Source organism: Gordonia sp. LMA484 (assembly GCF_058129505.1).
Map to the genome: position 1 here is coordinate 3,414,996 of NZ_CM176700.1, position 14,954 is coordinate 3,429,949.

The 14,954-nt window shown below is 67.3% G+C and carries 14 protein-coding genes; 4 read left to right on the forward strand and 10 right to left on the reverse strand.

What is annotated here, in order from left to right; genetic code table 11:
* Positions 1-63: 63 nt before the first annotated feature.
* Together AC4AMJ_RS15015 and AC4AMJ_RS15020 are read right to left on the reverse strand one after the other, a co-directional pair.
* Positions 64-405, reverse strand: coding sequence for a DUF3017 domain-containing protein (locus tag AC4AMJ_RS15015; RefSeq protein WP_489913047.1), 342 nt, complete (start codon positions 403-405; stop codon positions 64-66).
* The gene (locus tag AC4AMJ_RS15020) at positions 402-1,280 is read right to left on the reverse strand and encodes a bifunctional methylenetetrahydrofolate dehydrogenase/methenyltetrahydrofolate cyclohydrolase (RefSeq protein ID WP_489918443.1); all 879 of its coding nucleotides are present in this window, start codon (positions 1,278-1,280) and stop codon (positions 402-404) included. The genes AC4AMJ_RS15015 and AC4AMJ_RS15020 overlap by 4 nt, the downstream gene beginning before the upstream one ends.
* 38 nt (positions 1,281-1,318) lie before the next feature.
* Between AC4AMJ_RS15020 and AC4AMJ_RS15025 the strand changes: the two genes are divergently transcribed.
* Positions 1,319-2,290 carry a serine/threonine dehydratase gene (locus AC4AMJ_RS15025; protein ID WP_489913049.1) on the forward strand — a complete coding sequence of 324 codons (972 nt, stop codon included), beginning with the start codon at positions 1,319-1,321 and terminating at the stop codon, positions 2,288-2,290.
* Positions 2,291-2,301: 11 nt separating this feature from the next.
* Positions 2,302-2,766, forward strand: coding sequence for a tRNA (cytidine(34)-2'-O)-methyltransferase (locus AC4AMJ_RS15030; protein ID WP_489900370.1), 465 nt, complete (start codon positions 2,302-2,304; stop codon positions 2,764-2,766).
* A 20-nt stretch (positions 2,767-2,786) separates the two neighbouring features.
* Here AC4AMJ_RS15030 and AC4AMJ_RS15035 read toward each other — a convergent pair whose 3' ends face one another.
* From AC4AMJ_RS15035 to AC4AMJ_RS15055, 5 genes are all read right to left on the reverse strand, one after another.
* On the reverse strand, positions 2,787-3,014 hold the full coding sequence (locus AC4AMJ_RS15035; protein WP_489900369.1) for a DUF167 domain-containing protein: 228 nt from the start codon (positions 3,012-3,014) through the stop codon (positions 2,787-2,789).
* An 18-nt stretch (positions 3,015-3,032) separates the two neighbouring features.
* A complete protein-coding gene (locus AC4AMJ_RS15040; protein ID WP_489913051.1) occupies positions 3,033-6,302 on the reverse strand; it encodes an error-prone DNA polymerase in 3,270 nt (1,089 codons plus the stop codon).
* A 129-nt stretch (positions 6,303-6,431) separates the two neighbouring features.
* Positions 6,432-7,019 (reverse strand): isochorismatase family protein, encoded by a 588-nt coding sequence (locus AC4AMJ_RS15045; protein ID WP_489913053.1) that lies wholly within the window; start codon positions 7,017-7,019, stop codon positions 6,432-6,434.
* Positions 7,020-7,038: 19 nt separating this feature from the next.
* Entirely contained in the window at positions 7,039-7,473 is a 435-nt protein-coding gene (locus tag AC4AMJ_RS15050; protein ID WP_489913055.1) for a MarR family winged helix-turn-helix transcriptional regulator, read from the reverse strand.
* A gap of 60 nt (positions 7,474-7,533) precedes the next feature.
* A complete protein-coding gene (locus tag AC4AMJ_RS15055; RefSeq protein WP_489913057.1) occupies positions 7,534-8,073 on the reverse strand; it encodes a GNAT family N-acetyltransferase in 540 nt (179 codons plus the stop codon).
* Between the two features lie 101 nt (positions 8,074-8,174).
* Between AC4AMJ_RS15055 and AC4AMJ_RS15060 the strand changes: the two genes are divergently transcribed.
* Positions 8,175-10,133, forward strand: a complete 1,959-nt coding sequence (locus tag AC4AMJ_RS15060; RefSeq protein ID WP_489900359.1) for an SDR family oxidoreductase — start codon at positions 8,175-8,177, stop codon at positions 10,131-10,133.
* On the forward strand, positions 10,130-11,206 hold the full coding sequence (locus AC4AMJ_RS15065; RefSeq protein ID WP_489913060.1) for an alanine racemase: 1,077 nt from the start codon (positions 10,130-10,132) through the stop codon (positions 11,204-11,206). Before AC4AMJ_RS15060 ends, AC4AMJ_RS15065 begins: the two co-directional genes overlap by 4 nt.
* A 27-nt stretch (positions 11,207-11,233) precedes the next feature.
* Here AC4AMJ_RS15065 and AC4AMJ_RS15070 read toward each other — a convergent pair whose 3' ends face one another.
* The 3 genes from AC4AMJ_RS15070 to AC4AMJ_RS15080 form a co-directional block, all read right to left on the reverse strand.
* Entirely contained in the window at positions 11,234-12,841 is a 1,608-nt protein-coding gene (locus AC4AMJ_RS15070) for a DNA polymerase Y family protein (protein ID WP_489913062.1), read from the reverse strand.
* Positions 12,841-13,758, reverse strand: a complete 918-nt coding sequence (locus tag AC4AMJ_RS15075; protein ID WP_489913064.1) for a hypothetical protein — start codon at positions 13,756-13,758, stop codon at positions 12,841-12,843. Before AC4AMJ_RS15075 ends, AC4AMJ_RS15070 begins: the two co-directional genes overlap by 1 nt.
* 154 nt (positions 13,759-13,912) lie before the next feature.
* Complete coding sequence (locus AC4AMJ_RS15080) at positions 13,913-14,938, reverse strand: Rv2578c family radical SAM protein (protein ID WP_489913066.1); 1,026 nt, start codon at positions 14,936-14,938, stop codon at positions 13,913-13,915.
* Positions 14,939-14,954 lie beyond the last annotated feature (16 nt).

Consider the following 14,954-nt stretch of genomic DNA (forward strand, 5'->3'; position numbering starts at 1 on the left):
TGTTCCCCCGCTCCTCGGAGCCCTCTCTGGCCAGTTTAGGTCACGTGTTGGTATCTATTGTAATCAATCTGTGCCCAAAGGATCGATCGAGGTCGCCAGCCACAGGATCAGTGACCCTACCGATGCCATGACGGCGACATCAAACAATTTACTTCTGACCTGCAACAACCCAACTCTGGATGTGGGAATGAAGGCACGGAGCACGGCGCCGAGCAGCAACACGGAACCGAAAACGAAGGCACCCCGACGCCAACGATCGAACAACACCAGGATCGCGGCGGCCAGCAGACCCAGCAGCACGACGAAGTACGGGATCTGGACCACGTACCGCCGAACCCGGCGCGCGCGCCGTATCCGCTCGATCCGGGTGGGCGTACCGGTGTGTACGGGGTCGGGCGAGGTCACCCGACGGTTCCCGCCGCGGTTCGCTCGGCCAACTGCGCCTCGGCCCGCTCCACGACGTTGACGAGCAGAAACGCGCGGGTCAGCGGCCCCACGCCGCCGGGATTCGGCGAGACATGGCCGGCCACCTCCCAGACGTCCGGCGCGACGTCACCGGTCAGGCCGGCATCGGTACGGCTGACGCCCACGTCGATGACCGCGGCACCCGGCTTGACCATGTCCGCGGTGATCAGATGCGGTACACCGGCCGCAGCGATCACGATGTCCGCCCGCGACACCTCGGCCCCCAGGTCGCGGGTACCGGTGTGGCACAGGGTGACGGTCGCGTTCTCGCTGCGCCGGGTCAACAGCAACCCCATCGGTCTGCCGATGGTCACACCACGGCCCACCACCGTCACGCGGGCACCTGCGATCGGAATGTCATAGCGGCGCAGCAGGTGCACGATGCCGCGCGGCGTACAGGGCAGTGTCGACTCCTTGCCGAGCACCAGCCGTCCCAGATTGATCGGGTGCAGACCGTCGGCATCCTTGGCCGGATCGATCCGTTCCAGCGCCGCGTTCTCGTCGAGGTGGCGCGGGAGCGGCAATTGGACGATGTATCCCGTACAGTCCGGGTCATCGTTCAGGTCCTCGATCGCCGCATTGACCTCTTCGGTCGTCGCATCCGCCGGGAGATCCTTGCGGATCGACGCGACACCGATGCGCGCGCAGTCGGCGTGCTTGCCCTTGACATAGGACTGCGAGCCCGGGTCGTCGCCCACCAGGACAGTACCCAGGCCCGGCATGATGCCCTCGGCCCGGAGCTTTTCCACCCGGACCGCGAGGTCGGCGAAGATCTCGTCGCGAGTGGCCTTGCCGTCTAGTCGTATCGCGCTCACGAGAGTCCATTGTTCCATTCCCGCTACTGTGGCTCGACGTGGACACACTCCCGGGCCCGGACGGGGCCGCGACATATGCACACGTCGTCGCTGCTTCGGACCGGATCGCGGGCAGGCTGCGGCGCACGCCTGTGCTGGACACCACCGTGGACACCGCGACCGGGCCCCTCGACGTGGTGTTCAAGCTCGAGTATCTGCAGGTCGGCGGCTGCTTCAAACCGCGCGGTAGCCTCAACGCCGTGCTGCACGCACGCGAGGCGGGCCGGCTCGACGACGCCGGAGTGCTGGTCGCGTCGGGCGGCAACGCGGCGATCGGCGCAGCGTGGGCCGCCCGGATCGCCGGAACGACGTGCACGGTCGTGGTCCCGGAGACCGCGCCGCCGGTGAAGGTCGACAGCCTGCGCGCCCTGGGCGCGACGGTGCACCAAGTGGGCGACCGCTATCAGATGGCGGCCGACGCCGCCGCCGAGCTCGCCGAGCGCTCGGGCGCGCTGCTGCTGCATGCGTACGACCTGCCCGACGTCGTCGCGGGCGCAGGCACGATCGGACTCGAGCTCGCCGACGACGTCGACGGCGCTCTGACCACCGTCGTGTGCGTGGGTGGGGGTGGTCTGCTCGGCGGTCTGACCGCGGCGATGCGACCAGGTGATCGGATCGTCGCCGCCGAGCCGATCGGGTCGTCGTGTCTGCGCCAGGCCCTCGACGCCGGCCATCCGGTGCCGGTGGAGTTGGACAGCATCGCGTCCGATTCACTGGGTGCCACCCGCATCGGGGAGATCTGCTGGGCGACGATCGCGGGGCGCGAGGTGACCAGTGTGGTGGTCTCCGACGACGATCTGATCTCCGCCCGCCGCTATCTGTGGGAGCAGTTCCGCATCCTCGTCGAACACGGCACCGCCGCGGCGGTCGCCGCGGTGCTCACCGGAGGCGTTCGCCCGGAACCGGATTCGACGCTGTGCGTGGTGCTGTGCGGTGCCAACACCGCGCTGGGGCTCCAGAGCCTGGCCTAGACTTGCCCACCATGTTCCGCATCATGTTCTATCAGCCGTGCATCCCGCCCAACACGGGCAACGCGATCCGGCTCGCCGCCAACACCGGGTGCGAGTTGCACCTCATCGAACCGCTGGGTTTCGATCTGTCCGACGCACAGGTCAAGCGCGCCGGCCTCGACTATCACGAGATGGCCACGGTGACAGTACATCCCAACCTGGTCACGGCGTGGACGACGCTCAAGCCGGAACGGGTGTTCGCGTTCACCGCGCATGCGTCGCGCTATCACACCGATGTCGACTATCGGCCCGGCGACGTCTTGCTGTTCGGTCCCGAACCGACCGGGCTACCGGCCGAGGTGCTCGACGAGCCGGAGGTCACCGATCGGGTGCGGATACCGATGCTGGCCGGGCGACGCTCGCACAATCTGGCCAACGCCGCCAGCATCGTCGTCTACGAGGCCTGGCGGCAGAACGGTTTTGCCGGCGCGGTGTGAACCCCGATGTCGACTGGACGTCAGCTGACCCGGAAACGTTTGGTCCGGGCGGTCGCGCCGCCCACCAGCGCGATCCGACTCTTGGGCACGCCGAGATGTTTGGCCAGGATCTCGGCGACGGCCTTGTTCGCCCGCCCCTCCGCGGCGGGTTCACGCACGTAGACGGTCAGCGAGCCGGCCGGATTGGTCTCCACCAGCGGCCCTTTGCGGCTGCCCGGCTTCACCGTGACCACGATCTGCTTCGGCATGGCGGTTTCCCCTTTTCGTCAATGCCAGTCCCGGGAACGAGTTCCCACACGAAGATCCAAGCGCTGCAAGCGCTCCGCCACCACTGTCACCGCCCCCTCGGCGTTCTGCACAGTGCCACGGATCAGCAAGGCCGACGCTGAGTGTGCCAGACTTCGGTGCTTTGTCCACAACCCGACGGAGCATACGACGTTGACCATGCCGGTTTCGTCCTCCAGGTTGATGAACGTCACACCGGAAGCGGTGGCCGGTCGCTGTCGATGAGTCACCGCACCGGCGACCGTGACCCGCGATCCATCGGCGACCGACAACAACCCATCCGCCGGGATGACTCCCATCGCATCCAATCGCGGCCGCAGGAATTGGGTCGGATAGGACGACGGGGTGATGCCGGTCGCCCAGGCATCAGTGGCTGCCAGCTCGACGTCGGACAGTCCGGGCAGGGTCGGCGTCCGCGTGGACGGCTCGAGCGGCAGCTGGTCCGATCGCACCGTCGCAGCGGCCCCCGCCTCCCACAACGCCTGCCGCCGGCTCACGCCGAAGCAGGAGAAGGCACCCGCGCCGGCCAAGCCCTCGAGTTGGCGTGCCGTGAGCTCGGCGCGGCGGGACACGTCGATGACATCCCGGTAAGCACCGTCCCGGTCACGGCATTCGACGATCCGCTCGGCGACGTCGTCGCCCATCCCCCGCACCCCGCCGAGGCCCAACCGGATCTCCATGCCCTCCTTCTCCAGCGTCGCGTGCACCAATGAGACGTTGATGTCGGGGCGATGGATCACCACACCGTGCCGGCGCGCGTCGGCGACCAGCGACTGCGGGGAGTAGAAACCCATCGGCTGTGCACGCAACAGGGCTGCGCAGAATGCCGCCGGATGGTGCAGCTTGAACCACGACGAGTAGAACACCAGCGAGGCAAAACTCTGCGAATGACTCTCCGGGAATCCGAAATTCGCGAATGCCGCCATCTTCTCGAAGATGCGGTCCGCCGTCTCTCCGGTGATCCCGTGCAGCTCTTCCATCCCGGCATAGAACCGCTGACGCAGTCGCTCCATCCGTTCCGGTGATCGCTTCGATCCCATGGCACGGCGCAGCTGATCCGCCTCGGCGGCATCGAACCCGGCGACATCGACCGCGAGTTGCATCAGCTGTTCCTGGAACAACGGCACGCCCAGAGTCCGGTCGAGAGCCTTGCGCATCGACGGATGCTCGACAGCCGGCTTCTCGGTGCCGTTCCGGCGCCGGATGTAGGGATGTACCGAGCCGCCCTGGATCGGGCCCGGCCGGATCAGCGCGACCTCGACCACCAGGTCGTAGAAGGTCCGCGGTTTCAGTCGTGGCAGGGTCGCCATCTGCGCCCGGGATTCGACCTGGAAGACGCCGACGGAATCGGCGCGGCACAGCATCTCGTAGACCTCTGGTTCGGTCAGGTCCAGCTTCGCGAGGTCGACCTCGATCCCCTTGTGCTCGGCCACCAGATCGATCGCATAGTGCAGTGCCGACAGCATGCCGAGCCCGAGCAGATCGAATTTGACCAGACCGATTGCGGCACAGTCGTCTTTGTCCCACTGCAGGACACTGCGGTTCTCCATCCGCGCCCATTCCGTGGGGCACACATCGGCGATCGGGCGATCACAGATCACCATTCCCCCGGAATGGATGCCCAGATGTCTCGGCATTCCCAGGATCTCGCTCGCCAGATCGGTGACGTCGTCGGGCGCCTCGTCGGGCGCGCGACTCCAGGCGTCCTGCTGGCCGGTCGCATACCCCAGCGCGCGCGCCATGTCGCGGATCGCGGATTTCCCGCGATAGGTGATCACATTGGCGACCTGCGCACTGTAGTCACGGCCGTAGCGGCGATAGACGTACTGGATGGCCTCCTCACGCCGATCCGATTCGATGTCGACGTCGATGTCCGGCGGTCCGTCGCGCTCGGGCGAGAGGAATCGCTCGAAGAGGAGTTTGTTCGAGACCGGATCGACGTTGGTGATCCCCAGCGCGTAACACACCGCGGAGTTGGCCGCGCTTCCGCGACCCTGACACAGGATGTCATTGCTCTTGCAGAAATCGACGATGTCGGCGACCACGAGAAAATACCCCGGGAAGGTCAGTGTCTCGATGATGGCGAGCTCATGTTCGATCTGCCGGTATGCCTGCGGATGCGCACCAGGCGACCCGTAGCGGCGCAGCGCCCCGGCCATCGTCTTCTCCCGCAGCCAGCTGATCTCGGTATGCCCGACCGGGACGTCGAACGGCGGCAACTGCGGTGCGATCAGCCCCAGCTCGAAGGAGCAGTCCGCCGACAGGGCAACGGCGTTGTCGATGGCGTCCGGGTGACCAGGCAGCAAACGGGCCATCTCGTCACCACTGCGCAGATGTGCGCCACCGACCCCGGGCAACCAGCCGTCGATGGTCTCGATGTCTGTCCGTGCACGGACGGCGGCGACGGCGGTGGCCAGTCGGCGGCGTCGGGGACCCGCGAAATGCGCCCCGGTGGTGGCCACCGTCGTCAGCCCGAGTTCACCCGCCAGTCCCGCCAGGATCGCGTTGCGCTCGTCGTCGTCCGGCAGACCCTGCGCGGTGAGCTCCACCACCACGTCTTGCCCGTACCGATCGACCAACTCGACGAGTGCCCGGCGTGCCGCAGGCCGACCACCTCGATCGAGTGCCCGACGCACCGCACCCTTGCGGCACCCGGTGAGGATCAGCCAGTGACCGTCGGCATTGTCGGGCAAGGCGTCCCGGTCATATCGCAGCAACCCCTTCTCGCCGGCGACCATGTGGGCGTCGGCGATCGTGCGGGACAGCCGGCGGTAGCCCTCGCTGCTGCGGGCGAGCACGAGCAGATGCTCGCCCACAGGATCGGGAATCCCGGTCCGCGCGACGTCGGGCTCGAGGGACAGTTCGGCCCCGAACACGGTCGGCATGGCGAACTCGCGCGCCGCCTCCGCGAACCGGACGAGGCCGTAGAAGCCGTCGTGATCGGTGAGGGCCAATGCTTTCAGATCGAGACGCTGCGCCTCTTCGACCATCTCCTCCGGCATCGACGCACCGTCGAGGAAGCTGTAGGAGCTGTGCGCGTGCAATTCGGCGAACGCGACCGACGATCGTGTTCGCTCCACACCTTCGGGCCGGTAGGCACCGCGTTTGCGAGACCAGGCCGGGCTGTCGTTACCGTCGCCGGTGTTGTCCCCCGGACCGAACGCCTCCCCCGGACGCCCCGGCCCGGGCGCACGACCGGAGAGCACGCGCTCGAGCTCCGACCACGTCGGCGGTCCCTGATCCCATCCCACCGATCGATCTTATCGAACACCCGTTCGACACTCAACCGCCACGTCCCACCCCGCCACTCACACCCGGTTCGCGGTATCAGACCCTCGTTCGCGAGCGAGCACGCGATACCAGTGAGACGAACCCGGTCGCTACCTCGCCGCCGAAATCGACCGCCGAGTCGCGTCGAGTAGCTCGAGAAGCTCTGCGGTCGAACCGGTCTCGGCGATCCGGCCGAACACGTTGTCCAGGCTGTGTCGATGACGGGCGCCATCCGAGTCGGTCATCGCGTCTATGGGCAGCGTCACATTGAAGCCCGCCTCGTGCGCATCGCGTGCCGTCGATTCCACCCCGGCGCCGGTCGCGATTCCGACCACGACCACCTGGGTGACCCCACCCTCACGCAGATCGTCGGCGAGTCCGGTACCGGTGAACGCACTGACCGAGTGCTTGGTCACGACGATGTCGTCGGCAGCCGGGGTGAACTCGTCGATGAGCTCGTCCCATCCGACGGGAAAGCTCGGCGTGGAGCCGTCACTCAGATCGGTCCGACCCGGCGGCCTCCCGGACACCGTTACGAACACGATCGGGAGACCGTGGGTGCGGAAGCGGTCGACGATCTCGACCGAACGTTCGACGACGTGCGACGACGAGTGCGGCGCGAGGTCCCGTCCGACGATGCCACGCTGTAGGTCGACGACGACCAGAGCGGTGTTCGGATCCAGTGTGGTCATGCTCATTTCGTGATCCTCTCGATCATCAGGACTCGGCAAGTCGTTTCAGCAGCTCGGTCGCCGTCGCCAGCTGACGGATCTCGTCGCCGGTCATCAGCGCGTCCAACCGTTGGGCGAGCCAATCCTCACGGGCGAGCCGGCCGGCCCCGAACTCGTCGCGCGCCCGCTGCGACAGGCCCAGAATGGTCTTGCGCCCGTCATCGGGATCGCGCGCGCCGACGACCATGTCGGCCGCGAGGAGCGCGGAGACGATCGCAGCCATCGATTGGGGACGCATGCCCTCGGCCCGGGCGAGGTCGTTTGCGGTACATGGACCATCACGATCGAGGCGGCCGAGCACATTGAGTTGCGACCGGGTCAGGTCAGCGGTGGGCACCTCGTGGCGCAGACGACGAGTGAGTTGCCCGAGCGCGATCCTGAGATCGGCGGCGAGCGCGCCTGTGCCGGACTTCTGCTCCACACCGCAGACCGTAGCAAATAGTCAGTCAACTGAACAGTTGGCTGATCAGTTCAACCGTCGTCAGACCCCGAAGGCCGGCGGGTACCCGATCACACCGGCCGGGATCGGCCTGGCCGGATCGAGCGCGAGAAACATCAGGGCGTCATCGGGCGCCTCGAAGGTTGCGGAGATTCCGGCGTCGGAGGCACGTCGGAAGCCGAACCTCGGGTAGAACTCCGGGTGCCCCAGGACGACCACGAGATTCTCCCCCGCCGCCCGACCCGATGCACGGACGCGAGCGCGGTCGAGCACGTGGCCGGTGACCGCGGTGCCCACTCCGCTGTTCTGCAGTTGCGGCGACACCGCGCAGGGCGCCAGAGCCAGCGCAGGGCGTCCACCCACCCGACACCTGGTCAGCAACGCGTATCCAACGACGTTCCCGGTAACGTCCTCCGCGACGACCGACAGGTCGTCGATCCACACCCGTGGGTCGACGCGCAGCGCGTCGACGAGGTCCGCTTCGTCCGGTCTGCCGAACGCAGACACCACGACGCGGCGAATCGCCTCGGCGTCGCCGTCCGTCTCGGCCCGACATGCGATGAAAGGTATGTTGCCATCCATCAATGTAAGTGTCACCCTGGGTAGAAACTACTTCTTACCGAGCAGTAAGAAGCATCTCACGCTGGTCCAGACTGCCTCACGAGATCGGACAGACCGACGCCATGACGACCTACTTCATCACCGGCGGCAACGGGTTCATCGGCCGTCGGGTCATCGAGCGCCTCCTCACCGTCGAAGCCGATGCCCGGATCATCGCCCTGACCCGCACGAAGACTCTCTCCACGTTCAGCGAGTTCTTGTCCGAGGTCGACACCAGCGGCACCGTGATGCCGATCGCCGGCGATCTCACCGAACCGGGCCTGGGCCTCGAGACCGACGACCTGCCCGACATCGACCACGTGATCCACCTCGGCGCCATCTATGACATGACGGCCGACGCCGACGTCCAGCAGGCCGCGAACGTCGACGGCACCGCACGCGTCGCCGACTTCGCACTCACCACCGGTGCGCTGATGCATCACGTGTCGTCGATCGCGGTGTCCGGCGACCACCGGGGCACCTTCACCGAGGACGATTTCGACCTCGGCCAGGGCTTCCCGTCGCCCTATCACCGCACCAAGTTCTCCGCCGAGCGGGTCGTCCGGGAACGAGACGGCCTGCGGTGGCGGATCTACCGCCCCTCGGTGGTCGTCGGCGATTCCCGGACCGGTGAGATGGACAAGGTCGACGGTCCGTACTACTTCTTCGGTGACCTCAAGTTGCTCGGGCACCTCCCGTCCGCGCTGCCGCTGCCGATGCCCGACCTCGGCTACACCAACGTCGTCCCGGTGGATTACGTCGCCCATGCGATCGTCGCGCTGTGTACAGCCGACCCGCACCGCACCGGTCTCGTCCACCACCTCGCCGACCCGCGCCGCCGCACGATCACCGACATGTACAACGCGCTCGCGCCTGGCTTCCGAGGACCGAAGGGCCACAACGTCATTCCCAACGGATTGGTGGCTCCGGTCCTCCGGATCGCCGGAACTGGTCCGTTCCGGATCGGCCGCGACCTGTTGGCCGCCCAGCACGGCATCCCGCCCGCCCTGCTCGACACGGTCTCGCTGCCTGCCGACTTCCGCTCCGACGACACCGTCCGGACGCTGCGCGATCTGGGGATCACTCTTCCCGACCTCGACGACTACGGACCTCGACTATGGGCCTACTGGTCGGAGAATCTCGATCCCGGCCGATTCCGCCGGGACGATCCGCGTGGACCTCTCGTCGGCAAGAACATTCTGATCACGGGAGGTTCGGCGGGAATCGGCAAGGCCACCGCCCGGATGTGCCTCGCCCGCGGCGCGAATGTCATCATCGTCGCGCGCGGCGCCGACGGCCTGGACGCCGCGGTCGCCGAACTGAGTGCGACCGGCAGCAAGCACGGCGTACCGCCCGGCCGCGTCTACGCGTACCAGTGCGACATCACCGATGAGGAAGCGGTGTCCCGACTGGTCAAAACCGTTCTCGTCGAACATGATCACGTGGATGTCCTGGTCAACAACGCCGGCCGGTCCATCCGCCGGGCGAGCATCAACGCGACCGACCGACTGCACGATCACAAACGACTCATGGCGGTGAACTATTTCGGTGCGGTCAACCTCATCCTCGGACTGCTGCCGCACATGGTGGAACGACAATCTGGCCACATCGTGAACGTCACGTCGATCGCCGTTCAGTCGCGTACGGGTCGGTTCGGCGCCTATGCCGCGTCGAAAGCCGCACTGGAGGCGTTCAGTGACGTGACGAGCACCGAGACCCTGTCCGACCATGTCACATTCACCAACGTGAGGCTCCCCCTGGTCCGCACTCGCATGATTGCGCCGACCGAGGTGTATGACAACCAGGCAGGCGTGTGGGGCGTCGACAAGGCGGCATCACGCGTCCTGCACGGCATCCTCGATCGGCCCCGGCGGGTCGGTTCGGCGGCGGGCACGCTCGCCGACCTCGGACATCGGTTCGCTCCCGGACTCACCACCCGTGTGCTGCATCAGGAGTATCTGATGTTCGGCGAATCAGCTGCTGCGCTGGGGAAGTCGAGACCCACCGACGACGCCGACACCGACGACGCCGACGACACGTGATCGACACCCCGTATCTCGCCGTCGACGTCGCACAACTCGACGACAACATCGGCAGGGTGGCACAGCGCGCTCGAACCGCAGGGCTCGATCTGCGTCCACACGCGAAAACCCACAAATGCGCCGAGATCGCCGCACGACAGATCTCCGCCGGCGCGATCGGGCTGACCGTCGCCACCATCGGCGAGGCCGAGGCCTTCGCGGCGGTCATGCCCGCCGTGCCGGACCTGTTCATCGCCTATCCGCTCTGGGTGACCGCGGCCAAAGGTGCTCGACTGCGGGCCCTTGCCGAACGCGCGATGCTGCGCCTGGCGGTCGATTCCCCGGACGGTGCACGTCAACTCGCGTCCGAACTGGATGGCGCGGCCGTCGAGATCGTCATCGAGGTCGACTCCGGCCAACATCGCACGGGCGTGGCGCCGGAGGCTGCCGGCGCACTGGCGCGCACCGCGGCCGGTCACGGCCTGTCGGTGGTGGGCGTGTTCACGTTCCCGGGACACGGATACGGACCGGGCGATGCCCGTCGTCGCGCCGCCGAACAGGAGGTCACGGCGCTGTCGACGGCTGCGCAACGATTGCGGGACAACGGAATCGACCCGCGGGTACGCAGCGGCGGATCGACTCCGACGATCGAGTTCGCCGGATCGGATGTACTCACCGAGATCCGACCCGGCGTGTATCCGTTCAACGATGCCCAGCAGGTGGAACTCGGCTCATGCGGCTTCGGCGACGTCGCACTGTCCGCCGTGGCCACCGTGGTGCATCGCACGGGATCGCGGGTCGTGGTGGACGCGGGAAGCAAGATCCTCGGCGCCGACCGCCCGCCCTGGACGACCGGTTTCGGACGGGTGCCCGGCGAACCGGCCGCCACCATCACCTCGCTGTCGGAACATCACGCGGTGATCGAATTCCCCTCGGGCACCTCTGATTTCGTGATTCCGCGCCTCGGCGACCGGGTGCGGGTGGTACCCAACCACGTGTGCACCGCCGTCAACCTGGTGGACGAACTGATCGCGGAACGCGCGGACGGCACCGTTTCCCGGTGGTCGGTGATCGCCCGCGGGGCGAACTCGTAGCGGTGGACATGGAGAGGAGCCACCCGGTCACTCGTACACCCCCTCCACTGCCCACTTCTCCGCCCGATAGCTCAGCAGAAGTGCACGTGAGTCGTCGAGCAGGACCTGTGCCCGGGCGGTGATGCCACCGGCATCACCGCCGGTGGTCCAGGGACCGGCCCACCACCGCAGTTCCCACGTCCGGTGCTGTCGGCCAGAGCGTTCCATACATATCGTCGTCGGTTCGGCGGAGAAGCAGCCCCGGCCGGTCACCTCCACCGGACGGCCGGTCATGTCGAGCACCTGGATCGGGGTGTCCACCAGGACCGCTGGTGTCGGTTGCGGCAACCGGCCCGGCCATGGTGCGTCCGGGTCACGCGCCGGGGTCCGCTCATCCCCGAGCGCCACCATGGTGATCTGATCGCCCGGCCCACGTCCGCCACTGGGGATCGGTAGTTGCACTGCGTCACCTCCGAGCAGGCCCTGGACTCGGACCAGCGATCGACGGGCCCGCTCATCGACCTCTGGATCTTCGGGTAAACCATTGCCGCTCAGGGAGTATTGCAACGCACCGGCGGCGACCACCTCGATCGGCTCGAGCCGCAGCACACCGATCGGCGAATCCGGCCTGCCGTCCGCACCTGCCCGCCCGCCGGTCAGCCACCCCTCGAGTTGCCAGCGAATCCGGTCCGCGGTGGCCTCCGGGGTCAACGGTTGGGCGCATCGCCACGTCCGCGCATGACGCTGTCCCCGTTCGGTGATTGCCTCCACGGTGAGGCGTGTGCAGGCCGCGGACGCCGCGGCCAGTCGCTGTGCCAGTGCGTCGGCCAGCCGTCGACCGAGAAAAGCCGCGGCATCCACACGGTCGATCGGCGGATCACACTGATGCTCGACCACCAGATCCACCGGGGAGATCTGGCCCGACGGGGGCCGACCCGGAACGGCATTGGCAAGTCGATGGGCGACCACGGCGTCGGCGGAGAAACGGGTGGCGACGTCGCGGACCGGCAGTGCGGCAAAAGCGCCGATCGTCGACATCCCCAGACGACGGAGAAGATCTACCAACTCCACCCTCGTCGGATCACTCATACTGGGCTCGATCGCGAGATCGGCGACCGGCCGGCCGGCCAGAAAGGCGGCATCACCGCCGGGCTCCACGTGGCTGCCGTGCCGGGCGGCCAGTACCGCGGTGAACAGTTCGTCGGCCACCCCAACCTGCGCTTCGACGCCGGAAGCGGCCACCGCATCGATCAGCTTCTCCGCCAGCGCATCCTCACCACCGAAATAGCGGGTGGCGTTGCCCGAAGGCACCACCAGAAGACCCGGACGCAGCACCTCGACAACAGGCACCAGGTCGGCCACCGTCGCGACGACCGGGTCGAAGTACCGGCCGTCGCGATGATCATCGGTCGTGACCACGGTCATCTCCGGACAGGCGGACTGAGCCTGGCGTTTCCGCATCCCCCGCCGCACCCCCGCACCACGAGCCGGCGCCGAGCAGGCGACCACACGATTGGCATGCAGCACCGCGATCGGATGCTGAGGTGGGAGGTCGCCCGCGATCGCGGCGGCCGTCGCCGGCCAGTCCGGGCACCACAGGGCCAGCACCCGGCCGGCGGTCGAGGCCGTCATCGGCGACGTCATCGGCGCGGCCATCAGTTGGCCACCGCCAGAGGAGCCCGCTGTTGCGACCGCACCAGCTCCACATGCCTCTCGGAACCGAAACCGCTTGTCATCACGTCGATCTCGCCGGACACCTGACGATGACCGCGATCGGTGACAGATACCTGCAGCGACATCCCGCCGATCCGGCCGTATCCAGCCCGGGCCGTGGCAAGGTCGACCGCACCGGCGTCACCCGGCAGGTGACGATACGTCACCACCTCCGCATCCAGACGCAGCTGTGCGCCCGGCCAGATAGCGCCGCCGACACTCGGCCCGCTCACCCTGCTCCCGGCGCCGCCCCGACTCGGCCCGCTCACTCCGTTCCCGGCGCCGCCCCGACTCAGCCCGCTCACCCCGTTCCCGGCGCCGCCGACACTCGGCCCGCTCACTCCGTTCCCGGCGCCGGCAATGATCAGTGTCGACAACTGTTTGCGCACCCGCCCCATCACCACCCTCGTCCGCGACGGTGGCACCGCGACACCGCCCAGACCCAGCACCACCAGATCCATCCCGTCCAGGAGCACCCCGGCAACCTCGACCGGATCGACCCCCGGATTCGGCACCGTGGCGATCCGCGACAGGTCGCCACCGAGTTCCATGACACCCCCGAGATTGAGCTGCGGGAGACCGACGATCCCCACCTGACCACCCGAGCCACTCACCGACGCGATCACCGACAACAAGATCGAGCGAGCACCGGAGACCACGACCACACTGCCCCGCGCCAGCCCACGCCGGGGCAACAGATCGGCCAAGGCATCCGGGACCGCCAACACACCCGCCGACCGATCGGCCATCTCGACAGATCGGTGGTCGGGACGCCCGGACATCGCCGCGATCTGCCGACGGAGACGGTCCAGTTCGTGACCATCGGCCCCGCTCGTGAGCGCTTCCACAGACGTACTCATACACCCTCCTGACCTGCGGCTTTCCGCAATCAGCGCGCAGGGAAGGTGCATGCTGTTCGAACACGTTTTCGATTTATTTCATCCTAGGACGGCCCACCGACAACCGTCAACGCAGCAGGTCGGAGCACTTTCGACGCGCCCCGAACAGACGGCGTCAGAAGAGGGTGAGAGCAGAGCGCAGCTCGGGCGTGGCGATCGGTGCCGCGGGTGGCACCGCCGCCCCACGCAGACCCTGCGCGCCCGCGAGACCGTACTGCTGCACCAGTGGTCGCATCCGGTCACGCAGCCACGCCGAGTACTCCGGCGTCACGTAGGCACCTCGGCCGTACAGACCCCGGTACCGGCGCACCAGAGCCGGATGGTGTTCTGCCAGCCACTCCATGAACCACGGCTTCGTCGCTCCACGCAGATGCATCGGGAACGCGGTCACACCGGACGCCCCCGCCTCGGCGAGCGCCGCCAGCAATGCCTCCAGCTGCGACGTCGAGTCACTCAGGTACGGGATCACCGGTGCCACCATCACATGCGGGGCGAAACCCACATCGGCCACCGCTCGGATCAGCTCCAGACGGGCTTTCGGCGACGGCGTACCCGGCTCCAGCGACTTCTGCAACTCGGCATCGTGCATGGCCAGCGATACCGCGATACTCACCGGCACCTTGGCCGCCGCCTGCCGGAGCAACGGCAGATCCCGCCGCAACAAGGTCCCCTTGGTCAGGATGGAGAACGGCGTCGCCGACTCCGCGAGCGCCGAGATCACCCCGGGCATCAAGCGATACCGGCCTTCGGCCCGTTGATACGGGTCGGTGTTGGTCCCCAGCGCGACCGTCTCGCGATTCCACGATCGCCGACGCAACTCTTTGCGCAGGACCGCCGCGACGTTGAGCTTGACCACCACCTGGCTGTCGAAATCCACGCCGGCGTCGAGATCCAGATACTCATGGGTCGGCCGCGCGAAACAATACCGACACGCGTGGGTACACCCACGAAAAGTGTTGACAGTGAACCGAAACGGCAGGTTCGCCGCCTCGGGAACCTGATTCAGCGCACTCTTGGCGAGCACCTCGTGAAAGGTCACACCCTCGAACTCCGGGGTCTGCACCGAACGCACCAGACCCGCTTTTCCCAGACCGGGCAGAGCACCATCGTCGACCTCGACCCCCTGGTCGGACCACCGCATGCATCGAGTCGAACAT